Consider the following 23865-nt stretch of genomic DNA (forward strand, 5'->3'; position numbering starts at 1 on the left):
TTCCTAAATGGAGAAGCTTGTGCCGCAGCCGCAGGAGGCGACCGCATTCGGGTTGCGGATCTGGAACGACTGGCCCATCAGGTCGTCGACGAAATCAATCACCGACCCGCCCATATAGACCAGCGACAGATCATCGATCAGAACCGTGGCGCCGTCCTTCTCGATGGCGACATCGTCGTCGTTGCGCGCGTCGACCAGATCGAACTTGTAGGAAAAGCCGGAGCAGCCGCCGCCTTCGACGGAAACGCGCAACGCCGTCTTGCCGGCCTCGTCCGACACAATCTTGGCGATCCGCCTTGCGGCGGCATCGGTCATCTCGACTTTCATGGCGGTCTTGGCATCCGCGCCCATGGGCGTCACCTTGCTTTCGGTTTCACATGATAGGTATGAAGCGCGAAGGGCCAAGTCAACCGGCCATAGTCTGGCGGCCAAAGTCAGGCGGCCAAAGTCAGGCGGCATCGACCATGACCAACGAGTTGGGCGACATCGGATTTGGCTATAGGCCCCGCGCGGCCTATGCCAGCGATCCGGCGCGCTCGCGCGGGCGCCTGTTCGAAGAGGTCGAAAGCCCGACCCGTACGCCGTTCCAGCGCGACCGCGACCGCATCATCCATTCCACCGCGTTCCGCCGGCTGAAACACAAGACGCAGGTCTTCATCGCCCATGAAGGCGATCATTATCGCACCCGGCTGACCCATTCGATCGAGGTGGCGCAGATCGCACGCGCTCTGGCGCGGGCGCTGCGCGGCGACGAGGATCTGGCTGAAGCGGTGGCGCTGGTGCATGATTTCGGCCACACGCCCTTCGGCCACACCGGCGAGGACGCCCTCAACGAGAAGATGGCTGATTGGGGCGGCTTCGACCACAACGCGCAATCGCTGCGCATCGTGACAAGGCTGGAAGCGCGCTATGCCGAGTTTGACGGACTGAACCTGACCTGGGAAACGTTGGAAGGCCTGGTCAAGCACAATGGTCCGCTGACCGATGCCAACGGCAAGGGCCTGAAGGGTCCGGTGCCGCAGGCGATCCGCGACTATTCGGAACTGCACGACCTCGAACTCGACCGGTTCGCCGGCATCGAGGCGCAGTGTGCTGCGATCGCCGACGACATCGCCTACAACACGCACGACATCGACGACGGCCTGAGGGCGGGGCTGCTGACGCTGGACATGCTGAAGGCCGTCTCGCTGCCGGGCACAATCCTGGAGGGGGTGCGCGCGCGCTATCCCAATCTCGACGAGGTGCGCACCGGCCACGAGCTAATGCGGCGCCAGATCACCGCCATGGTCGAGGACGTGATCAGGTCGACCACCGCCAACCTGGAACGCACCGGACCGCGGAGCGCCGATGCGGTGAGGGCGGCGGGCGAGACGATGGTGACCTTTTCCGCCGAAATGGCCATCGCCGAGAAAGAGCTGAAGGCCTTTCTCTACAAACACCTCTACCGGCACAAGGAAGTCATGCGCGTGCGCGCCGATGCGGAGCGGATCGTCAGGGACCTGTTCGACGTCTATTTCGCCGATCCGCGCGCCATGCCGGACGGCTGGCGCGAGGGGCTCGACCGGGCCGAGGATCGCATCAAGGCGCGCAGCGTGGCCGACTTCCTGGCGGGGATGACCGACACCTACGCGCTGAAGGAACACCGCCGTTTGTTTGACCGTACGCCGGATTTGAGCTAGGGCGGGCTCGATTTTGCCGGCCAACAAGCCGGATTCCCTGCAAAGCCGCCAGAGTCATACCCATGAACATCTTCGCCGACTTCACCGCGCGAATCATAAAAGCCGTCGAGACGCTTGATCTGAAAGACAATGACGGCGTTTCGCCCGACCTGTCGCGCATCGCCGTCGAGCCGCCGCGCGATGCCAGCCATGGCGACCTCGCGACCAATGCGGCGATGGTGCTGGCCAAGCCCACCGGCCAGAGCCCGCGGGCGCTGGCTGAGCGCCTGGCGCTCGCGCTGCGGGACGACAAGGATATCGCGGCCGCCGAGGTTGCTGGCCCGGGCTTCGTCAATTTGCGGCTCAAGGACGGTTTTTGGCAGGCACATCTCACGACGCTTCTGGGCGAGGGCCGCAATTACGGCCGCTCCAGCATCGGCGGCGGCAGGAAGGCCAATGTCGAATATGTATCGGCCAACCCGACGGGGCCAATGCATGTCGGCCATTGCCGTGGCGCCGTCGTTGGCGATGCGCTTGCCAATCTGATGGCCTTTGCCGGTTACGACGTGACCAAGGAATATGTCATCAACGACGCCGGCTCGCAGATCGACGTTCTCGGCCGCTCGGTGATGCTGCGTTATCGCGAGGCGCTTGGCGACGAGGTCGGCGAGATTCCGGCCGGGCTCTATCCAGGCGACTATCTGGTCCCGGTCGGGCAGGCGCTGGCCAAGGAGTTCGGCCGGTCCTTGCTGCAGATGCCGGACGAAGAGGCGCTCGCCATCGTCAAGGACCGCACCATCGACGCGATGATGGCGATGATCCGCGAGGATCTGGCGCTGCTCAACGTGCATCATGACGTGTTCTTCTCCGAGCGCACGCTGCACGCCGACAATGCCAGGAAGATCCGCTCGGCGATCAACGACCTGACGCTGAAGGGCCATATCTACAAAGGCAAATTGCCGCCGCCCAAGGGCGAGAGGCCGGACGACTGGGAAGATCGCGAACAGACCCTGTTCCGTTCGACGGCGGTCGGCGACGACATGGACCGGGCGCTGGTCAAGTCGGATGGTTCGTTCACCTATTTCGCCGCCGACGTCGCCTATCTCAAGGACAAGGTCGATCGCGGCTTCATCGAGCTGATCTACGTGCTCGGCGCCGACCATGGCGGCTACGTCAAGCGGCTGGAAGCGCTGGCGCGGGCGATCGCCGGCGACGAGGTGAAGCTCACGGTTCTTCTGTGCAACCTGGTGAAGCTGTTTCGCGATGGCGAGCCGGTGCGCATGTCCAAGCGGTCCGGCGATTTCGTGACGCTGCGCGAAGTTGTGGAGGAAGTCGGCCGCGACCCCATCCGCTTCATGATGCTCTATCGCAAGAACGATGCGCCGCTCGATTTCGACTTCGCCAAGGTGACCGAGCAGTCCAAGGACAATCCGGTGTTCTATGTGCAGTACGCTTCGGCGCGCTGCCATTCGGTGTTCCGGCAGGCGAGCGAACAGTTGGGCGAAGCGAATTTCGATCGCAACAGCCTGGCGGCTGCCGTGGCGTTGCTGACCGACGAAGGCGAGATCGGCCTGATCAGGAAACTCGCTGAATATCCACGGTTGATCGAGTCGGCGGCACTTGCGCTCGAGCCGCATCGGCTGGCATTCTACCTCTACGATCTGGCCTCAAGCTTCCACGGGCACTGGAACCGCGGCACCGATAATCCGGACTTACGTTTTGTTAAGGTTAACGACCGACAATTGACGCATGCCAGACTAGGGCTGGTGCAGGCTGTTTCGGATGTCTTGACGTCCGGCCTGACGCTGATCGGCGCCGCGGCGCCCACCGAAATGCGTTAGGTTTGACTAAAAAACCTGTCACCTTTTGCCCACATTGCGCTGGTAAGGGCCAACCCTGCGCGACGTCCATGGCGTCCGAATGAGTGCGAGTTCGGGAACAATAATGGCAGACAGAACCCAGCTGAGAATAGCCGACAACAACGACATCGCCAACGATGATCCGTTCGCGGAACTGACCAGGATCATGGGGTTCGACCCGCGCCAGCCGGTCAAGCCACAGGCGCCCGCCCAACCGAAAGCCGCCGCTGACCAGCAGGCGCAGGAGGGCGATTTCGACATCGATCTCGAAAAGGAATTGATGGGCGACTTCGACTTTGCCGAAGGCAACGCCGCGACGGTCGCCGATGTTGATGAGCCGGCGTTCGACGCCGCCGCTACCGACGGCATGGATGACGAACTCGCCATGGCGTTCGACGACATGCAGCTCGACGATGAGCATGGTGCCGACGACGCTGTTGCCGAGGCCGCGCCAACCGTCGATGCCGCTTTCGACACGGATTTCGACGATGCGGTAGCCAGCTCTCTCGATGGCGTTTCGCCGCTCGATGACGATCTGCCCATGGCGGACGAGCTTGCGGCATCGCTCGATCAGGACTTCCGGCTTGATGACGCGACCGATGCGGCCGAGCCCGCCTTGGCCGCCGAAGTGGCGGAGCCTGTCGCGGAGCCTACCGTCGACCATGAATTCGACGATGGCTTTGCCCTTTCGCTCGAAGACGAACTGATGCTCGATGGTCACGTGGCGGAGCAGCAGCCTGAAGCGGCCGCGGCTCCGGTCGAGCCTCCCGTCGAGGCGGCGCTGAACGCGAACCATGCGGTTTCCGAAGAGGATTTTGGCGATCGCTTTGATGACGCCACGGCTTTCGACGACGGGCTGGCGGATATCGATTTCGATCTGGCTGCCGATCACTCGGTCGCGACCGATGCGCCCGTGGCTGCGGAGACGGATGCGCTTGACGCGCATGACGTGACCGCCGAGACGGCAGATGCGCACGAAATGGAGGACGTGTTCGCCGAGGCGACGGATGCGGAAGGCGAGGCGGCAGACCTGGCCGCCGATCAGCCGCTGGACGATGCTTTCGAGCAGGATTTCAACGACGCGCTTGCCGAAGCGACGGACGAGCCGGCCGCTGAGCCTGTGGCTGCCCCCGTTCATCCGGCCGCCCCGGCTATGGCCGAACCGGTGCATGCTGCCGTCGACGAGCGTAGCCTTGAAGACGAGTTGAACGCGCTGTTGGGCGCCATGAGCGCACGCTCGGCGCCGGTGGCCGAGGAGGAGGTAGCGGTTCAGCAGCCTGTCGCCGCGACCGCGAAACCCGACGAAGAACCGGCGGCCGGTGACCTCGACTGGAACCTGGACGAACCTGCGGCGGCGCAGCAGCATCAGGCGGTCTCGGCCGCTGACGTCGATCTTGACGATCTCATGCTCGATGAGCTTCAGGACCAGGACCTCGGCGCGCATGCCGCTGCCTCTGAAGGCGATGATTTCGAAGCGGAACTCGCCGCAAGCATCGACCTGGCCGAAGGCATCGACCTGGCCGAAGGAATCGACCGGGATGAAGACGTCGCCGCGGATCCCGCCGCGCCGGAAACTTTCCGCGACGATCCCCTCGATTGGCTGACGATGCAGTCCACGCCGCCCGAGCCGGCCCGCTCGTGGAGCCGGGTTACGCCGGTCCCACAGCCGCAACAGGCGAGTTTTACCGCCCAGCCGATGGCTTCGGCGGCCCCCATGGCCGCGGCGCCGTCTGCCGCGGTCCCGACCTATCGTGCGGCCGAGCCTGCCGCTTATGCGGCGCCGGCCGCCGCACAGCGCGAGCAGTCCGCGTTCGATGACGAGATGCCCGATGTCGAGACCGTCGATGTGCCGGAGCGCGTCGTGGCGCTTCAGGATGATCTCGACATTCCGGAATTGCACTTCGAAGAGGATGAGCCGGCCGCGCCCGGCTACGACGATCTCGACGCCGAATTCTCCAATCTGCTGACCGAGATGAATACAGTGGATGTCGCTGCGGCTCCCGCAAACACCAGCGCGTCCTATGCCGACGAATCCTACAATACCGGCTTCAAGCCTGGTTACGATGCCTTTGAACAGGGGTATGAGGCTCCCAAGCCGGGTTATCAGGCGCTCAAGCCGGGCTATGAGGGGCTCAAGCCGGGCTATCAGCCCGAGGCCCGCACCTACGCGGCACGGCCGGCGGAAATGTCTGCCCGCGCGACAGCGCCGGCAGGCTATGCCGACGCCACCAACGGCTTCGACGTCGACGACTTGCCCGGCAGCCAGCCGGTTTCACAGGCCGACGATTTTGCCGTCGACGAGCTCGACTACGATCCCGAGCTGGACGAGGCGATGTCGGTTCCTGGTCTCGCCGAACGCGAGGCCGGCGGGTCGCCGCGCAGGCGCGGCCTGCTCATCGCCGCCATTGTCGGTGCAGTCGTTGTCACCGGAGGCCTCGGCGCCTTCGCGCTGTCTCCGGGCGGCCAGGGCGGCAGTGACGCCCCGGTCCTGGTCAAGGCGGACAATGCACCGATCAAGGTCAAGCCGGAAAACCCGGGCGGCGCCGTGGTGCCGAACCAGGACAACAAGGTCTATGACGCGGTCGCCAAGGGCGCCAAGCCCGCCGAGCCGGTCCAGCAGAAGCTCGTCACCAATGTCGAGGAACCGGTCGATGTGGCGGCGAAAGATCCGGCTCGCGCCGTCGATCTCTCGCCCGACCAGACCGCAGCCGACGCGACCGACGGCGACGGCGGCGATGCTCCAACCGCCGTTGCGGCGCCAGCCGATAACGCCGCGCCCGCAGCCAAATCCGAGGACCGCATCGCGCAGGTCCTCCAGGATGCCGACAAGGGAACGAATCCCGACGTCGTCGCCGTGGCGCCGCGCAAGGTTAGGACCATGGTGGTCAAATCGGACGGGTCGCTGGTGCCGCGTGAGGATCCGGCGCCCGCCGCACCGAAAGTGGCTGCCGTGGAGCCGGTCGATCCGGCGCCGCAACATGTCGCGCCGTCGGCTCAGGCTGATGCTGACCAGACCGGCACGGTGGCGCCGGACGCCGCGCAGGCGGCCGATGAGCCAGCCCTGAAACCGGTGACCGAGCCCAAGGCGGAAGCCAAGGCCCAGTCGGCCAACACGCCGGCCAAGGTCCCGGTCGCGCCGCAGCGCCCGTCCGACCAGCCGGTCGACGTGGTCGGCGAGGTCAAGCCCGATCAGGTTGCCTCCATCAGTCCCGCGGCGCCCTCGACCGGCGGCGGTTCGTGGTCGATGCAGATCGCCTCGCAGCCGACGGTCGAAAGCGCGCAGTCGACCTATCAGGATCTGCAGCGTCGCTATGGCGGCGTGCTTTCCGGCCGCACCGCCAACATCGTCAAGGCGGAGATCGCCGGCAAGGGGACTTTCTACCGCGTCCGCGTGCCCGCGCAGTCGCGCAACGATGCCATCAATCTGTGCACCAGCTACAAGGCTGCCGGCGGCAACTGCTTCGTGTCGAGGTAGTCATTCACCTCCCGTGTCGGAGGAGAGCAGTTTGAAAACCGGCGCGGCCTCAACGCCGCGCCGTTTTCTTTTTGCACTTTTCGACGTGATTCCCTTTGGCCGCGGAAGATTCTAGACTCGTCGGCATGACCGAATCAAAATCCATGATCCTCGGCTGTGCCGGGAAATCGCTCACCCGCGAAGAAATCAGTTTCTATCGCAATGAATGCCCGTGGGCCTTCATCCTGTTTGCCCGCAACATCAGCGAGACCGAGCAGATCCGCGATCTGGTCGCCGAGATGCGCGACTGCATCGGACGGCCGGACGCGCTGGTGTTCATCGACCAGGAAGGCGGCAGGGTGCAGCGGCTGCGGCCGCCGCTGGCGCCGAACTATCCAGCCGGCGGCGCGCTCGGTGCGCTGTGGCGCGACGACCATGACGCCGGAGCCCGTGCCGCCTGGCTGATGGCGCGGTTGCACGCTTTCGACCTTCTGCGCTACGGCATCACGGCGGATTGCCTGCCGGTGCTCGACGTGCCGATCGAAGGGGCGAGCGACGTCATCGGCGCGCGCGCCTATGGCAAGGAGCCGCGCCCGGTCATCGAACTCGGTCGCGCCGCGGCGGAAGGCCTGATGTCTGGCGGCGTGCTGCCGGTCATGAAGCATATTCCCGGCCATGGCCGGGCTTTCGCGGACACGCATTTCGAACTGCCTGTCGTCGACGCTTCGATGAGCGAGCTGCAGCGGCACGATTTTGCGCCGTTCAGGGAACTCAACCACCTGCCGATGGCCATGACCGCGCATGTCGTCTACAGCGCGATCGATCCGAAAAACCCGGCAACCACCTCCGGCAAGGTCATCGACGAGATCATTCGCCGCGAGATCGGCTTCGATGGGCTGCTGATGAGCGACGACACCTCGATGAAGGCACTTTCTGGGGATTTCCCGACAAAGGCGGCCTCGATCCTTGCGGCCGGCTGCGATCTGGTCCTTCACTGCAACGGCGTTTTCGAGGAGATGGCGGGCATCGCATCGCGAACCAAAGGGCTTGAGGGCAAGTCGCTTGAGCGCGCAAACCGGGCAATGACCTATATAGAAAAACGCGACGCGGCTGAAGAAACCGAGATACGCGCCGAATTCGCCACCTATTTCGATGCGGTGGCCTGACAGAGGGAAGAACGGGACGTGGCGGAAGCATTGGAAAGCAAGGCCGGGAAGGCCGCACCGATGGACCGCCTGTGGGCCGAAAGCGATGATACCCGGCTGACCGGCGATCCGTCGCTGGTCGTCGACGTCGCAGGATTCGAAGGCCCGCTCGATCTTCTGCTGCATCTTGCCCGCAACCAGAAGGTCGATCTCGCGCGCATTTCCATCCTGGCGCTGGCCGAGCAGTATTTGGCCTTCGTCGAGACGGCGAGGGCACTGAGACTTGAGCTCGCCGCGGACTATCTGGTGATGGCGGCGTGGCTCGCCTTCCTCAAATCGAAGCTTTTGATCCCGAAGCAGCCGGGCGAGGAAGGCGAAAGCGGCGAGGAACTGGCGGCGGTGCTGCAATTCCGGCTCAAGCGGCTGGAAGCCATGCGCGATGCATCCGCGCGGCTGGTCAACCGGAACCGGCTCGGCCGCGACGTGTTCGCGCGCGGCATGCCGGAAATGGTCATCATCGAGAAGCGCAATGCCTATTCGGCGTCGCTCTACGATCTGCTCACCGCCTATGCCCAGCAGCGCCAGAAGCAGGCAATCACCAATGTCACGATCGCCAGGCGCGGCGTCTGGTCGCTCAAGGACGCCCGCGATATCCTGACAAGGCTGATCGGCAGCTTGCGGGACTGGACGTCGCTCGACAGTTTTCTCGTCCAATATTTGTCCAGCCCTGAAGAGCGGCGCACCGCGATCGCCAGCTCGTTCGCGGCGACACTGGAACTGGTGCGTGAGGGCAAGATGGATGTGCGGCAGGACGAGGTGTTCGCGCCGATCTATCTGCGCGATCACCGCGCACCGGCAATCAAGGCAGTCGAGGTGGCATCATGAGCGAACGCGCCAACGCTTCGGTTGTCCCGTTCAAGATGGACAACGAACCGGAGGAGGGCGAGATCGACCAGGCTTCGGTTCAGAATCCGGCCCAGAATCCGGCGCAGAATCCCGCCGAGCGGCTGCATATGGCGGAGGCGGTGCGCATGGCCGAGGCGATCGTTTTCGCCAGTGCCGAGCCCGTCAGCGAAAAGCAGTTGGCCGCGCGCCTTCCCGATGGCATCAACATCGCGCTCGCGCTGGCCGAGCTGCAGCAGATCTATGCGCGGCGCGGCGTCAACCTGGTGCGGGTCGGCGATGCCTGGGCGTTTCGCACCGCCGGCGATCTCGCCTTCCTGATGAGCCGCGACACCGTCCAGCAGCGCAAGCTGTCGCGCGCGGCGCTCGAAGTGCTGGCGATCATCGCCTATCACCAGCCGGTGACGCGCGCCGAGATCGAGGACATCAGAGGCGTCGAAACCTCGAAGGGCACGCTGGATACGCTCTTGGAGACGGAATGGGTACGCATGCGCGGCAGGCGCAAAACGCCCGGCCGTCCCGTGACCTATGGCACCACCGAAACCTTCCTCGACCATTTCGCGCTCGAGGAAATCCGCGATCTCCCCGGCATGGAGGAGTTGAAGGGTGCCGGCCTGCTTTCGGGCCGCATGCCTTCGAATTTCTCCATTCCGCAGCCGCCGGCGGACCCGGATGTACTGACCGAGGACGAGGATCCGCTGACGGATATCGATCTCGAGGAACTCGGCCTGCTGACGCCGCGCGTCACGGAAGATTGACCGCAAGCCTCTGTTCCTGGAGGCTTTCCCGGGCTAGATGCGCCGATTGGTAGCGGACCGCATTGCGGAAAATGCGTGACATCCGACACCCTTTCATAAACTCTGTCGCGGTTGTGTTTGAATCCCAACGCGAAAACGCATAGATCATCGCCAGGGAAACCATTCGAGAGAGAGTTGCTATGGGTTCATTTTCGATTTGGCACTGGATGATCGTGCTGGTCATCGTGCTTCTGGTGTTCGGCCGCGGCAAGATACCCGAGCTGATGGGCGACATGGCCAAGGGTATCAAGAGCTTCAAGAAGGGCATGGCCGACGACGACGTTGCCGACGACAAGCGTACCGTCGAACATCGCGCCGACGAAACCGTTTCGGCAGCGAAGGAAAAGGCCAGCAAGAGCTGAGCCAAGGGTGTTGCTTTTGTGTGTGTCGTTGTCCCAGAACCGCTTCGCACTTTTGGGCGGCATGCATTAGTCGGAACGGATAGCCATGTTTGAAGTCGGCTGGACCGAAATGCTGGTGATCGCGATCGTTATGATCGTGGTCGTCGGGCCGAAGGATTTGCCCAACATGCTGCGCACCTTCGGCCGCACGACGGCGAAGCTGCGTGCCATGGCGGCCGATTTCCAGAAGCAGTTCAACGAGGCGCTGAAGGAAGCGGAGCTCGACGACGTCAAGAAATCGGTCGACGAGCTAAGGGGGCTCAGCCCGGTTGCCGAGATCAGGAAACAGCTCAATCCGTTCGAGCAGGCGGCCGCCGATGTACGTTCCGGCGTCGACGCGGCGATGAAGCCGAAGCCGGCCGTCGATACGGCAGCGCCCGCCGGCTCGGTGCCGCAGGCGGCCGAACCGTTGAAGAACGGCGCGACCACCATGCCGGGGCCCACTGAACCCGATACCGCGCCGGCCGCGCCGATCTTCCCAGTCATGACCGATGAATCGGTGGTGGCGTCTTCAGCGCCGACAGAGCTGGCGCCAAAGACACCTGCGGCAGGGAAAGCGGCCAAGCCCGCCAAGGCTTCGGCGAACGGCGCGAAAGCTTCCACGCCTGCGAAAGCGGCGACCGCCAAACCCGCGCCAGCACCCAAAGCGCCGGCGAAGCCCGTGGCGGCGTCAAAGGCTGCCAAACCGGCAGCAGCCAAGGCGGCGACGACCAAGGCCGAGGCGAAACCGGCTCCAGCGAAGAAGCCAGTGGCCAAAAAGACGGCGGGAGCCGCCAAGTGAGCGTTTCGGACAAGGAAAAGGACGAGATCGAGAAATCCTCGGCGCCGCTGATGGAGCATCTCATCGAGTTGCGCCGCCGGCTGATCTGGTCGCTCGGCGGCTTCTTCGCCGCGTTCCTGGTCTGCTTCTTCTTCGCCAAGAAGCTGTTCAACCTACTTGTGGTGCCATTCAAATGGGCGACGCAATGGGCGGGGCTCGACCCGCACAAGGTCGAGCTGATCTATACCGCGCCGCAGGAATTCTTCTTCACGCAGGTCAAGCTCGCCATGTTCGGCGGCATGGTGATCGCCTTTCCGCTGATCGCCACGCAGATCTACAAGTTCATCGCGCCCGGCCTCTACAAGAACGAACGCAACGCCTTCCTGCCGTTCCTGATCGCGTCGCCAATCCTGTTCCTGATGGGCGCCTCGCTGGTCTATTTCTTCTTCACGCCGATGGTGATGTGGTTTTTCCTCGCCATGCAGCAATCGGGCACCAACGACCAGGTGCAGATTTCGCTGCTGCCGAAGGTGTCGGAATATCTCAGCCTGATCATGACGCTGATCTTCTCCTTCGGCCTGGTATTCCAACTGCCGGTGGTGACCAGCCTGATGACGCGCGTCGGCATGCTGTCATCCAAGGCGCTGGCCGAGAAGCGCAAATGGGCGATCGTCATCGCCTTCGTCGTCGCGGCGGTGCTGACGCCGCCCGACCCGATGAGCCAGATCGGCCTCGCCATCCCGACCATCCTGCTCTACGAGGTCGCCATCTGGTCGGCGCGGATGATCGAACGCAGCCAGGAGCGCGAGCGCCTGGCGCGGGAGAAGCAGCAATCCGAGGAAGAGGTGGCGGAAAAGCCGGCAGACGCATCCTCCACATAGGGCAGGCGCGTCGCCCCTGCGGGCTGCCGGCCTCGGAATCGGTGCGCGGCCCGGTACCGATAGGAATTTTTTCTTGACTTGGTGCCCGCCGCTATGGTACATATTCGGTTATGGTGCTGATTTGCGCCAACGACCCGCCGCCGAGGCGGGTTTTTTATTTCTGGACTGTCGCGCTATCCCTCACCACTCGAAAGCGGGCTCGCGGCCCCTGCCGTCAGCAAGCCCGATCTTGCATCGATCAGAGATGCGGTTTACCCCCTCTGGCCTGAAACGCATCGCGAAACCGACGATGCGTTTCAGGCTATATTCTTGAGCATATCGTAGCGCAAACCGCCGCGCGCTTTGGCGGCAAGCTACCGCAGGAGCTTTCAGACCATGCTTGACATCAAATGGATTCGCGACAACCCGAAGGCCCTTGTCGAGGCGCTGGTCAAGCGCTCGTGGTCGGTCGAGGAAGCGCAGTCCACCGTCGATGACCTGATCGCCAGGGACGAGGCGCGGCGCGAACATGTTACCGAGCTGCAGACCAAGCAGGAACGCCGCAACGCCGCCTCGAAAGAGATCGGCAATGCCATGCGTTCGGGCGATGCCGCCCTTGCCGAAAAACTGAAAGCCGAAGTCGGTGAGATAAAAACCTTCATCCAGAACGGCGAGGCGCGCGAGCGCGAGCTCGACAAGGCGCTGAACGACGCGCTGGCGGTGCTGCCCAATGTGCCGCTCGACGATGTGCCGGTCGGCAAGGACGAGCACGACAACGTGGTCAAGCATATCATCGGCAAGGTGCCGACCCGCCCGAACTGGGTGAAGGAGCATTTCGAGATCGGCGAAGCGCTCGGCATGATGGATTTCGAGCGTGCGGCAAAGCTGTCGGGCTCGCGCTTCACCGTGCTGAAGAGCGGGCTGGCGCGGATGGAACGCGCCATCGGCCAGTTCATGCTCGACCTGCACACGACCGAGCATGGCTATGAGGAAGTCATCCCGCCGCTGATGGTCAAGGACGATGTTCTTTTCGGCACCAACCAGCTGCCGAAATTCGAGGAGGATCTGTTCTTCACCCCGCATGGGGACGGCAGGCTTGGCCTGATCCCCACCGCCGAAGTGCCGCTCACCAACCTCGTGCGCGAGGAGATCACCGCGCATGAGAAACTGCCGCTGCGCTACACCGCGCTGACGCCGTGCTTCCGCTCGGAGGCCGGCTCGGCAGGGCGCGACACGCGCGGCATGCTGCGCCAGCACCAGTTCTACAAGGTCGAGCTGGTGTCGATCACCGATCAGGAGTCCTCGCTCGCCGAGCATGAGCGGATGACCGGGTGTGCCGAGGAAGTGCTGAAGCGGCTCGAATTGCCGTTCCGCACCATGGTGCTGTGCACCGGGGACATGGGTTTTGGCGCGCGAAAAACCTATGACATCGAGGTGTGGCTGCCCGGCCAGAACGCCTATCGCGAAATCTCGTCCTGCTCTGTCTGCGGCGATTTCCAGGCCAGGCGCATGGAAGCCCGCTACAAGGACAAAGACGGCAAGGGCAACCGCTTCGTCCATACGCTGAACGGCTCAGGCACGGCTGTCGGGCGCGCACTTATCGCCGTCATCGAAAACTACCAGAACGAGGATGGCAGCGTAACCATTCCTGAAGTGCTGCGGCCTTACATGGGCGGGCTGGAAAAGATCGAATCGAAATAATGCGTATTCTCCTGACCAATGACGACGGCATTCATGCCGAGGGCCTGGCGTCGCTCGAGCGCGTCGCGCGCACATTGTCCGACGATGTCTGGGTGGTGGCGCCGGAGCAGGACCAGTCCGGCTATGCGCACTCGCTGTCGATCTCGGAGCCGCTGCGGCTGAGGAAAATCGGCGAGAAGCACTTTGCCGTGCGCGGCACGCCGACCGACTGCGTCATCATGGGCGTGAAGAAGATCCTGCCCGGCGCGCCCGACCTGATCCTGTCGGGCATCAATTCCGGCGCCAACATCGCTGACGACGTCACCTATTCGGGAACCGTCGCCGGCGCGATGGAGGGCGCGTTGCTCGGCATACGCTCGATCGCGCTCAGCCAGGGCTACAGCACTATCGGCGAGGACCGCGTCGTTCCCTACGAGACCACCGAGGCGCTGGCGCCGGCGCTGCTCAAGAAACTCGTCGCGACGCCGCTGCCGGACGGCGTGCTGCTCAACGTCAATTTTCCGAACTGCCTGCCTGAAGAGGTCGCCGGCACGGTGGTCACCTCGCAGGGCAAGCTCGTACACAGCCTGTGGGTCGAGGAACGCCGCGACGGGCGCGGGCTGCCGTACTACTGGCTGCGCTTCGGCCGCGAACCCGTCGAGGGCAAGCAGGGCACCGACCTTTTTGCGCTGCGCAATCGCCTGGTGTCGGTGACGCCGTTGCAGCTCGACCTCACAGCGCATGAGATTCGTGACCAGCTGAGCAAGGCCCTTGCATGAACCTGCCGATCGATGACCGAGAAGGATTTGCCGCCTTCCTGCTGCGCCTGCGCGGCAGGGGGACCGTGCCGAAGGCGCTGATCGCGGCCTTCGAGGCGACACCGCGGCGCGGCTTCCTGGCCGCCCAATTCCATTCCATCGCCTGGTCGGACCGCATGCTGCCGATCGAATGCGGCGAAGCGATCGAGGGCGCGGACATGCAGGCGGCGGTGATCGCCGCACTCGCCATCGAAGTCGGGAATCGCGTGCTCGAGATCGGTACCGGCTCCGGTTATACGGCAGCGGTGATGTCGCGCCTGTCAGGCCGGGTTGTCACCATCGACCGCTACAAGACGCTGGTCGAACAGGCGCGGCAGCGCTTCGAGGCGCTCGGCATCGGCAACGTCATCGCGCGCCAGGTGGATGGTTCCTCCGGTTTGGCCGCAGAAGGCCCGTTCGACCGGATCGTCGCCTGGGCCGCCTTCGACAGCCTGCCGCGTTTCCTGCTCGACCAGTTGTCGAGCGGCGGCATCGTGATCGCGCCGATCGGACCGGAGGAGGGCGAGCAGGTGCTGGCCAAGCTCACCAAGGTCGGCAGCCGTTTCGAGCGCGAGGATATCGGCCTCGTGCGCCTGCAGCCGGTGTTGCGCAGCCTGGCGGCCGTTATCTAGGGATTGTCCATGTCAGCCGGCCTGCAACGGCGGCTGCGCGTGCCTCTATATGGGCAGTCTGGGCGGCCTCAAATATTTTAAGAAATTTTGCGTCTGATTCTAAGGGGTTAACCGACCAGTAACATTAACGCGCTTTAATCCTGTCCAGTTGGTGCAGAGTTTGTGCGGGTTAGTGCGATGCAACTCAGTGTTTTGAAGGCAAACAGTCGCAATTTGGCGCGGGGCTGCGCTGTTCTCATGATCGCGGGTGCCGCGGCTGGGTGCAGCTCGCAAGTGTCGCGGTTCAACGGCGTCGACGACGTCTTCACCTCCTCGACAAACAATCAGCGCGCCATCATCAACAAGCAGGATGCCGTGCAGCAGCCCTATCCGGGGGATGTCGCGGCCGCGCCGGTCGATGGCAGCCACACGCAGTCGGTCAGCCGCTCCAGCCTCGAACCGGTGTCGACGCGGCCGCTGCCGCCACCGGTCGCCCAGGCGCAGCCCGCTCCCGCGCTGGCACCCGCCGCCAATCCGGTGCGTGTTGCATCGGCGCCCGCTCTGGTGCGCCCGGCACCGCATGTCGACCGGACGGCGACCGGCACGGTTGCTCCCGCGGCCAAGCCCTTCAAGGATGCCCAGCCCGACGCCAAGGCAGCCGGCACGGCGCATGCCACCGAAATCGTCGTCAGGGACGGTGAAACGATCTCCGGGCTGGCGCAGCACTACAAGGTGCCGGCCGACGTGATCATGAAGGTCAACGGGCTGAGCGCGACCAAGGGGCTGAAGACCGGCCAGAAGATCATCATTCCGGCCTACGCCTATTCCAGCAAGGCCGAGCCCAGGGTTGCCGACGCCAAGCCAGCCAACGGCAAGCGCGACTTGCCGGCCACCGCGCCGGAAAAGGTCGCCGTGCTGCCGCAGCAGCCGAAGCTCAAGGAGGGCAAGCCGGCCGCGCAGGTCGATGCTTCGGCCGCGGCGAACAAGCCCAAGGACAACAAGCCCGCGCCGCAAATTGCCGCCGCCGCGCCCAAGGCCGGCGCCGGTACCTATACGGTGCAGTCGGGCGATACGCTTTCCTCGATCGCCAGGAAGACCGGTGTCGGCGTTGTCGCCATCAAGCAGGCAAACGGCATGCAGGACGGCTTGCTGAAGATCGGCCAGACGCTGAAGGTGCCGGCCGGCGGAACGGCCACGGTGGCCGCCGCAAAGCCTGCGGCGGTGGACCCGGTGACGACAGCCACGACGCAGCCGACGGCCAAGACGACGCCGTCGCAAACGCTGGCTTCCTACACGCCGCCGAAGAAGGACGCCAAGGTCATCCAGCAGGCCGAGGATGACGACGCTGTGGCGCCGGACGCCACCGGCATAGGCAAGATGCGCTGGCCGGTGCGCGGCCGCGTCATTTCCGGCTTCGGTTCCGGCAAGGACGGCGTCGACATCGCCGTGCCGGCAGGCACGCCGGTCAAGGCGGCCGAGAATGGCGTCGTCATCTATGCCGGCGACGGCCTCAAGGAATTCGGCAATACGGTGCTGGTGCGGCACGAGAATGGCCTGGTCACCGTCTACGGTCACGCCAGCTCGATCGAGGTCCAGCGCGGCCAGAAGGTCAAGCGCGGCCAGGAGATCGCGCTGTCGGGTATGAGCGGCACGACGGACTCGCCGAAGCTGCACTTCGAAGTGCGCAAGAACTCGGCCCCGGTCGATCCCTCCGGCTATCTCGAATAGTTGGGGCTATTTCGAATAGAATAAAAAAAGCGATTTGCGGGCCGCCTGACCTCCAGTCCGGCCCGCCGGCTCAGCCCGCCCCGCAAGGAGCGGGCTTTTTCAGTTGGTTGCTGGATGCACGTCGTTGTCTCAATGTATGTTGTCGTTCCAAAACCGGGGCCGCAGTCAGAAAAGCGGTTATCTGCATTTTAACTAATGTAGAGGAAAGTCATTCTCGACGCTCTGCAAGGAGAGTGGAATGATTGAATCTGTCGAAGAGGATGAACTTCCGTCCTCCAGCCCAACGCATCGCTGGCAATCGCATGTACGAGCAACTGCTTTAATCGTTGCGCCGGTCATTTCGATCGCAAGTGCCGCTTTGGCCGGCTATTTCTCCTATGCGGTGATCAATACCAAGCCGCCCACAGACATGTCCGAGCTGGCCATTTCCATCCTGAAATCAGGTGATGCTTCACCAGAAATGCAGGCCTGGGCGACCGATACACTCGGGATACAAACCGATATTCCCATGGTTCTGGGAAGCATAAAGCCTGTGCGGGAATGAACACGATATAGAAACCGGCGTCCCCGGACGGGTCGGCCACGAAACTTTTGTGGCCGGCTCCTGCCGTCACTCGGTGAGCCGCGCCTAATCCTTCAACGGCTTGCCGAGCCGGCCTGCGAGGTCCTGCGTGAACTGCCAGGCGACGCGGCCCGAGCGGCTGCCGCGTGTCGTCGCCCATTCCAGCGCCTCGGCGCGCAACTGCCCGGGGTCGATGTCGAGCCCATGATGGCTGGCGTAGCCGTTGACCATTTCGAGATATTCGTCCTGCGAACATTTGTGGAAGCCGAGCCACAAGCCGAAGCGATCGGAGAGCGAAACCTTCTCCTCGACCGCCTCGGACGGATTGATGGCGGTGGAGCGCTCATTGTCGATCATGTCGCGCGGCAGAAGATGGCGGCGGTTCGACGTGGCGTAGAAAATGACATTGGCCGGGCGGCCTTCGACGCCGCCTTCGAGTGCTGCCTTCAATGATTTGTAGGAGGTATCGTCATGGTCGAAGGAGAGGTCGTCGCAAAACAGGATGAAGCGGTAAGGCGCGGCCTTCAGCAGCGTCATCAGCTTCGGCAGCGTATCGATGTCCTCGCGATGGATCTCTATCAGCTTGAGCGGGCGGTCGAGTTTCGGCGAGGCGTTGATTGCGGCATGCACAGCCTTGACCAGCGACGATTTGCCCATGCCGCGCGCGCCCCACAAAAGCACGTTGTTGGCGGCATAGCCGGAGGCGAAGCGCTCCGTGTTGTCGACGAGGATGTCGCGCACGCGGTCGACGCCGCGGATCAGGCCGATGTCGACGCGGTTCACCTTGCGCACCGGCTCCAGATAACCCGGATCCGCCTGCCAGACGAAGCAATCGGCTCCGCCAAGGTCGGTTTCGGGCACAGGCGGCGGGGCGAGGCGGCTGACCGCCTCGATCAGGCGGTCGAGTTTCTGGTTCAATGCGTCGATGCTGGTATCGGTCATCTCAGGTCTTTTGCTCTGGTTCCGCGAGGGAAGGTGTGGCCGGGTTCGATCCCGACGGTTTCGAAACTCGCTGCAACCGTTTGTTACAGCGCGATCTTTTGCGAAAACCCGCTCGCGCTTTTCGCGGTCATGCTCTAACACGGGCGAACAGGCCGGAAAAGCAGCCGATTTGCCCGGCCACGCAGTTGCATTGGCAACTTTACCGACTATATTCCGGCCAAATTTCGCGGGGCTGCCAAATCCACTGAACCGTTTGGCGGCTGTTTTCAAAATTCAGGAGTACCTCGATGTTCGTGACACCGGCATATGCCCAAGGCATTGGGGCTTCTCCCGACATGTTCATCAGCATTTTGCCGTTCGTCCTGATCTTCGTGATCATGTATTTTCTCATCATCCGGCCGCAGCGCACGCAGCTGAAGAAGCGCGGCGAGATGCTGGCGGCCGTGCGCCGCGGCGACACGGTCGTCACCGGCGGCGGCTTCGTCGGCAAGGTGACCAAGGTGATCGACGACCATGAGCTCGAGATCGACCTCGGTGGCGGCACGAAGGTGACGGCGTTGCGCTCGACGATCGCCGACGTGCGCGTCAAGGGCGAGCCGGTAGCGAACCAGAACGCCAAGAAATAACCAAATTCCAGGCGGAGCGATCCGCGGACGGGGCCCTGACAAGCGACGGCATATGTCTCATTTTTGGCGCCTGAAGATGATGCTGACGTGGCTTGCCGTAGCCACGATGACCGTCTTCGACGCGTCCAACCTTTTCGCCGCCAGTCCGCATGCCATGCGGCCCGAACGGCCTGCCGATAGTCCGGCAGTCGTTCGAGCAGGCCAAGACGGTTCGCATCTCCTGCTCCATCTGGTGGTGGCTGATGTGATCGACGGCCGGCTGAAGATTGCGCGTGGCGATGTCCGGGCGCTTCTGATGGAGGCCAGGATCGGCTACACGGGGCTTGCTGTGTCGGGCAGGACCTTGCAGGTGCGCATCACGAATCCGGCTCAGCTTGAGGCCGCAAAGACAGCGCTCAAGACTGTAACGGATGTTGCCCCGGACAGCCGCGTTCAGGAAATGACGCTGGATTCCGGCAAAGCCGGCTTGCTCAAATTCACGCTGACGGATGCGGGTTTGAAGTATCAGACCTCTAACGCGATTTCTCAGTCGATTAAGGTCATCAAAAATCGTCTCCAAGATCTGCGTGTCGCCGGCACGGTGGCCCAACCAGCGGACCAAGACGGCATACTTGTTCAGACGTCAGACATCGCCGATCGGCAAACGCTGGAAAAAATTCTCACCCGGCCTGGTCGCCTGAGCTTCCATTTGGTTGACCTTTCGATGCCGGTGAACGATGCGATCAGCGGTTCCCCGCCTGTTGGCTCGCTGGTGGTGTATACGCAGGACGATCCGCCCGTTCCTTACCTGGTCGAGAATCGGGTCATCCTCTCGGATAAGGACGTGCTCGACGCCCGCCCAACTTACAGTGGGCAGCAAAATGACGAACCGGTTGTCGTGTTCCGGTTTGGCGCCAAAGGCGCGGCACGGTTCAAACAGGTTACAACGCAAAATGTGGGCAAGCCATTGGCTGTGATCCTGGATGACCACGTGATTTCAGTACCTGTCATTCGCGAGCCCATCGATGGTGGTTACGGTCAAGTCTCGGGCAATTTCACTGTCCGGGAAGCCAACACCATCGCCATGCTGTTGCGAACCGGCCCATTGCCGGCAAGATTGACAATCGCTGAAGAAGCACGATAGGGCCGGCCGTGCTCAGAATGAGAAACGGGCCCGCGAACCGAACCGATGGCGGAATGCTGCCGCTTGTACGCCTGAACGGATAAGAACTGATGCTTTATTTCTCGCGCTTCAAGATGATCCTGATCTGGCTGGCCGTGGCCGCCACAGTGGTCCTCGCCGCGCCCAATCTCATTCCCGCAAGCACGCTGGCGCAGCTTCCGAGCTGGGTGCCCAAGCGGCAGATGACGCTCGGCCTCGACCTGCAGGGCGGCTCGCACATCCTGCTCCAGATGGATCAGAACGATCTGGTCAAGGCGCAGCTGGAGACGACGCGTGACGAGATCAGGACGCTGCTGCGCGAGGCCAAGATCGGCTATACCGGCCTGGCGGGCACGGGCAGGACCGTACAGGTCCGCATACAGGACCCGAACCAGCTCGATGCGGCCAAGACGGCACTGAAGCCGCTGACCGATCCGGTCGCCGCAAGCCTGTTCACCGGCGGGTCCGTCCAGGAGATGGCGCTGGATGATTCCGAGCCCGGCCTGCTCAAATTCACCGTCACCGACGCCGGCATAAAATATCGCACCTCGGCTGCGTTGGCACAGTCGATCGAAGTCGTCGAACGCCGCGTCAATGAACTCGGCACCACCGAACCGATCGTGCAGCGGCAGGGCGATGACCGCATCCTGGTGCAGGTGCCCGGTTTGCAGGACCCGCAAAGGCTGAAGGAAATCATCGGCCAGACCGCCAAGCTGACCTTCCAGATGGTGGACCAGTCTATGCCGGTGCAGGATGCGCTGAAGGGCCGTCCGCCGGCCGGTTCATCGATCCTCTATTCGCAGGACGATCCGCCGGTTCCCTACCTGATCGAAAACCGCGTCATCGTTTCCGGCGAAGACCTCTCCAAAGCGACCGCAACCTACAACTCGCAGACCAACGAGCCGGTGGTTTCCTTCACCTTCAACTCGCGCGGCGCGACACGGTTCGGGCAGGCGACATCGCAGAATGTCGGCAAGCTGTTCGCCATCATCCTCGACAACCAGGTGATTTCGGCGCCGCAGATCCGCGAGCCGATCCTGGGCGGCAGCGGCCAGATCTCAGGCAATTTCACGGCCGAGAGCGCCAATGACCTCGCGGTCCTGCTGCGCGCAGGCGCGCTGCCGGCAAAGCTGACCGTGATCGAGGAGCGCACGGTGGGTCCGGGCCTCGGCCAGGATTCGATCCATGCCGGCAAGGTCGCCGGCATCATCGGCTCTATCCTTGTCGTCGCCTTCATGTTCGTCGCCTACGGCTTCCTCGGCTTCCTCGCCAACATCGCGCTGGCGGTGCACGTGGCGATGATCGTCGGACTGCTGTCGCTGCTTGGCGCGACACTGACCTTGCCAGGCATTGCCGGTATCGTGCTGACCATCGGCATGGCCGTCGATTCCAACGTGCTGATTTATGAGCGCATCCGCGAGGAGCGGCGCGCCGGACGCTCGGTGATCCAGGCGATCGACACCGGCTTCTCGAAGGCGCTGGCGACGATCGTCGATTCCAACGTCACCTCGCTGATCGCGACCGTGGTGCTGTTCTATCTCGGAACGGGGCCGGTGAAGGGCTTTGCCATCACCTACGCCATCGGCATCCTGACCACGGTGTTCACCGCCTTCACCTTTACCCGGCTGCTGGTGTCCATCTGGCTGCGCCGCGCGCGCCCGAAGGAATTGCCGCGGGCGCCGGTGACCTTCATTCCGCCCGGCACGAAGATCCCGTTCATGGGCATCCGCCGCTGGACCTTCGCGCTGTCGAGCCTGCTGTCGGTCCTGTCGGTGGTGCTGTTCATGACCGTCGACATCAATTACGGCATCGATTTCAAGGGCGGATCGCTGATCGAGGTGAAGTCCAAGAGCGGCAATGCCGATCTTGCCGACATCAGAGCCAGGCTCTCGGAACTGAATATCGGCGAAGTGCAGGTGCAGCAGTTCGGCGAGCCGAATGACGTGCTGATCCGTGTCGGCACGCAGGACGGCGGCGAGAATGCCGAGCAGACCGTCATCGACAAGGTTCGTGGCGAGTTGCAGGACAATTACGATTTCCGCCGCGTCGAGGTGGTGGGACCGACCGTGTCAGGAGAACTGGCCAAGCAAGGCACGATCGCCATGCTGGTCGCGCTGGTGGGTATCCTGATCTATGTCTGGTTCCGCTTCGAATGGCAGTTCGCGGTCGGCGCCATCGTGGCGACGGTCCATGACGTGGTCATGACCATAGGCTTCTTCGTTATAACCGGGCTGGAGTTCAACCAATCGTCGCTGGCGGCGATCCTGACCATCATCGGCTACTCGCTGAACGACACGATCGTGGTCTATGACCGCGTTCGCGAGGATCTCAGGAAATACAAGAAGATGCCGCTGCCGCAGCTCCTCAACAACGCCATCAACGAGACGCTGTCGCGAACGACGCTGACCTCGGTGACGACGATCCTGGCGCTCCTGGCACTGGTGCTGTTCGGCGGCGAGGTGATCCGCTCGTTCACGATGGCAATGCTGTTCGGCGTCATCTTCGGCACCTATTCGTCGATCTTCATCGCCGCGCCGCTGCTGATCCTGTTCAAGCTGCGGCCGCAGGCCACGAGCTCGGACGAGGAAAAGCCGGTCGGCGGCGGCAAGGCGGTCGCGACCTGACGCGCGACCCGAAGGGCGGATCGGCAGGGATGGCCAAAGGCATCGTCATCCGCGAGGCGCATTTCCCCGGCCGCGCCCCTATCGAGGCGTATGGCAATGGCGGCTTCCGCTTCGCCGACATGTCGCATCGCGGTTCGCTTCTGTGCCTGCCGTCGGGTATCCATGGCTGGGAGCCGGCGGACCCATCTGCGCTGACGGTGGCGGATTTCGAACGGCTGCTGGCCCAGGCCGAGAAGATCGAAATCCTGCTGGTCGGCACGGGCAAGGATTTACGACCCTTGCCGGCGGGGCTTCGCGCCGCCTTGAAGACCGCGGGCATAGCCGCCGACCCGATGGCGACCGGTGCAGCGGTGCGGACATATAATGTCCTGCTCGCAGAGGATCGCGCGGTAGCCGCCGCGCTGATCGCCGTCGACTGACGTGGACCAAAAGGGCGAAATCGTCATGGGCGCCGTGCGCGCCGCCGACCATGACCGCTATCTCAGCGCGCTCTACGCGCCGACGGACAAGCGCGAAGCGCTGTTTTCGCTCTACGCCTTCAATGCCGAAATCGCGGGCATTCGGGATCGCATCCGCGAGGCCTTGCCGGGCGAGGTGCGGTTGCAATGGTGGCGCGATGTCATCGCAGCCGAAGGGTCCGAGACGGGCCATCCGATCGCGGATGTGCTGAAGGCCACGATTTCCAGGTACGGCCTGCCGAAACAGGCATTCGAGAATATGCTCGAGGCCCGCATCTTCGACCTCTATGACGACCCGATGCCGTCGCGAACCGATCTCGAAGGCTATTGCGGCGAAACGGCAGCCGCGCTTATTCAACTGGCGGCAATGGTGCTGGATCCAGGAGTGGCGCCACGTTTCGCCGAACTGGCCGGTAGGGCCGGTTGCGCGCAGGCGATTACGGGACTGTTGCTCCTGCTGCCGCTGCACCGCAGTCGCGGACAGTGTTTTGTTCCGGCCGATATCCTGGCCGCGGCGGGTTCGTCTCCGGAGGAATTCGTCACCGACCATGGTGGACCAGGTGCGCAGCGCGCCGTCGCCGCCATGATCGCGCTGGCGCGGGAGCATCTCTCGGCCTTCGAGAAAGGCGCATCGGATTTGCCGGCTTCGCTGCGCCCGGCCTTTCTGCCACTGGTCCTGTCACGAGCCTACCTGACGAAAATGGAACGCGGTCCGCCGCTCAACGGCACGGTGCGACTCTCGACCATGCGCCGCCACTGGCTCATGCTGCGTCGCGCCATGGTGGGCTGGCCAGCAGTTTGACGTAAACGTCAATTGTGATAAGGGATCGCTCAACCGGAACTGTTGCCAAGACAACAG

The 23865-nt window shown here is 63.4% G+C and carries 21 protein-coding genes; 19 read left to right on the forward strand and 2 right to left on the reverse strand.

Features of this window, described 5'->3' with window-relative positions; genetic code table 11:
• Positions 1–3: 3 nt before the first annotated feature.
• The gene (erpA, locus tag FJ867_RS12395; RefSeq protein ID WP_140495759.1) at positions 4–351 is read right to left on the reverse strand and encodes an iron-sulfur cluster insertion protein ErpA; all 348 of its coding nucleotides are present in this window, start codon (positions 349–351) and stop codon (positions 4–6) included.
• Positions 352–464: 113 nt separating this feature from the next.
• Here erpA and FJ867_RS12400 point away from each other — a divergent pair, with 113 nt between their 5' ends.
• The 14 genes from FJ867_RS12400 (at position 465) to FJ867_RS12465 (ending at position 17197) form a co-directional block, all read left to right on the forward strand.
• Positions 465–1679, forward strand: a complete 1215-nt coding sequence (locus tag FJ867_RS12400; RefSeq protein ID WP_140517136.1) for a deoxyguanosinetriphosphate triphosphohydrolase — start codon at positions 465–467, stop codon at positions 1677–1679.
• 62 nt (positions 1680–1741) lie between these two features.
• Positions 1742–3499 carry an arginine--tRNA ligase gene (argS, locus tag FJ867_RS12405; RefSeq protein WP_140817512.1) on the forward strand — a complete coding sequence of 586 codons (1758 nt, stop codon included), beginning with the start codon at positions 1742–1744 and terminating at the stop codon, positions 3497–3499.
• Between the two features lie 103 nt (positions 3500–3602).
• A complete protein-coding gene (locus FJ867_RS12410; protein ID WP_140817513.1) occupies positions 3603–6992 on the forward strand; it encodes an SPOR domain-containing protein in 3390 nt (1129 codons plus the stop codon).
• A gap of 125 nt (positions 6993–7117) precedes the next feature.
• Positions 7118–8137 (forward strand): beta-N-acetylhexosaminidase, encoded by a 1020-nt coding sequence (gene nagZ / locus FJ867_RS12415; RefSeq protein ID WP_140517130.1) that lies wholly within the window; start codon positions 7118–7120, stop codon positions 8135–8137.
• 60 nt (positions 8138–8197) lie between these two features.
• The gene (locus FJ867_RS12420) at positions 8198–9001 is read left to right on the forward strand and encodes a ScpA family protein (RefSeq protein ID WP_140817566.1); all 804 of its coding nucleotides are present in this window, start codon (positions 8198–8200) and stop codon (positions 8999–9001) included.
• Positions 8998–9777 carry an SMC-Scp complex subunit ScpB gene (gene scpB / locus FJ867_RS12425; RefSeq protein ID WP_140817515.1) on the forward strand — a complete coding sequence of 260 codons (780 nt, stop codon included), beginning with the start codon at positions 8998–9000 and terminating at the stop codon, positions 9775–9777. Before FJ867_RS12420 ends, scpB begins: the two co-directional genes overlap by 4 nt.
• Positions 9778–9956: 179 nt before the next feature.
• A complete protein-coding gene (locus tag FJ867_RS12430; protein ID WP_015317533.1) occupies positions 9957–10178 on the forward strand; it encodes a twin-arginine translocase TatA/TatE family subunit in 222 nt (73 codons plus the stop codon).
• Between the two features lie 85 nt (positions 10179–10263).
• Complete coding sequence (gene tatB / locus FJ867_RS12435) at positions 10264–10998, forward strand: Sec-independent protein translocase protein TatB (protein WP_140495765.1); 735 nt, start codon at positions 10264–10266, stop codon at positions 10996–10998.
• A complete protein-coding gene (gene tatC / locus FJ867_RS12440) occupies positions 10995–11858 on the forward strand; it encodes a twin-arginine translocase subunit TatC (RefSeq protein WP_140495766.1) in 864 nt (287 codons plus the stop codon). The genes tatB and tatC overlap by 4 nt, the downstream gene beginning before the upstream one ends.
• A gap of 375 nt (positions 11859–12233) precedes the next feature.
• Positions 12234–13538, forward strand: coding sequence for a serine--tRNA ligase (gene serS, locus FJ867_RS12445; RefSeq protein WP_140817517.1), 1305 nt, complete (start codon positions 12234–12236; stop codon positions 13536–13538).
• Entirely contained in the window at positions 13538–14296 is a 759-nt protein-coding gene (gene surE, locus FJ867_RS12450) for a 5'/3'-nucleotidase SurE (protein WP_140495768.1), read from the forward strand. The genes serS and surE overlap by 1 nt, the downstream gene beginning before the upstream one ends.
• A complete protein-coding gene (locus FJ867_RS12455) occupies positions 14293–14946 on the forward strand; it encodes a protein-L-isoaspartate(D-aspartate) O-methyltransferase (protein WP_140495769.1) in 654 nt (217 codons plus the stop codon). Before surE ends, FJ867_RS12455 begins: the two co-directional genes overlap by 4 nt.
• 177 nt (positions 14947–15123) lie before the next feature.
• Positions 15124–16653, forward strand: a complete 1530-nt coding sequence (locus tag FJ867_RS12460; protein WP_140817518.1) for a LysM peptidoglycan-binding domain-containing M23 family metallopeptidase — start codon at positions 15124–15126, stop codon at positions 16651–16653.
• 238 nt (positions 16654–16891) lie between these two features.
• Complete coding sequence (locus FJ867_RS12465) at positions 16892–17197, forward strand: hypothetical protein (RefSeq protein ID WP_140817520.1); 306 nt, start codon at positions 16892–16894, stop codon at positions 17195–17197.
• Positions 17198–17281: 84 nt separating this feature from the next.
• Here FJ867_RS12465 and FJ867_RS12470 read toward each other — a convergent pair whose 3' ends face one another.
• A complete protein-coding gene (locus FJ867_RS12470; RefSeq protein ID WP_140561514.1) occupies positions 17282–18157 on the reverse strand; it encodes an ATP-binding protein in 876 nt (291 codons plus the stop codon).
• A 287-nt stretch (positions 18158–18444) separates the two neighbouring features.
• On the opposite strand from FJ867_RS12470, the gene yajC reads away from it, so the two are divergent.
• The 5 genes from yajC to FJ867_RS12495 all read left to right on the forward strand — a co-directional run bounded on the left by yajC (position 18445) and on the right by FJ867_RS12495 (position 23808).
• The gene (yajC, locus tag FJ867_RS12475) at positions 18445–18783 is read left to right on the forward strand and encodes a preprotein translocase subunit YajC (RefSeq protein WP_140495773.1); all 339 of its coding nucleotides are present in this window, start codon (positions 18445–18447) and stop codon (positions 18781–18783) included.
• 76 nt (positions 18784–18859) lie between these two features.
• Complete coding sequence (locus FJ867_RS12480) at positions 18860–19906, forward strand: hypothetical protein (protein ID WP_140817522.1); 1047 nt, start codon at positions 18860–18862, stop codon at positions 19904–19906.
• Positions 19907–19995: 89 nt separating this feature from the next.
• The gene (gene secDF / locus FJ867_RS12485) at positions 19996–22548 is read left to right on the forward strand and encodes a protein translocase subunit SecDF (protein ID WP_140495775.1); all 2553 of its coding nucleotides are present in this window, start codon (positions 19996–19998) and stop codon (positions 22546–22548) included.
• Between the two features lie 29 nt (positions 22549–22577).
• On the forward strand, positions 22578–22967 hold the full coding sequence (locus tag FJ867_RS12490) for an Mth938-like domain-containing protein (protein WP_140495776.1): 390 nt from the start codon (positions 22578–22580) through the stop codon (positions 22965–22967).
• Between the two features lie 25 nt (positions 22968–22992).
• On the forward strand, positions 22993–23808 hold the full coding sequence (locus FJ867_RS12495) for a phytoene/squalene synthase family protein (RefSeq protein WP_140623388.1): 816 nt from the start codon (positions 22993–22995) through the stop codon (positions 23806–23808).
• Positions 23809–23865: the final 57 nt, after the last annotated feature.

Source organism: Mesorhizobium sp. B2-5-3 (genome assembly GCF_006441005.1).
In the GTDB taxonomy this organism is placed as follows: Bacteria; Pseudomonadota; Alphaproteobacteria; order Rhizobiales; family Rhizobiaceae; genus Mesorhizobium.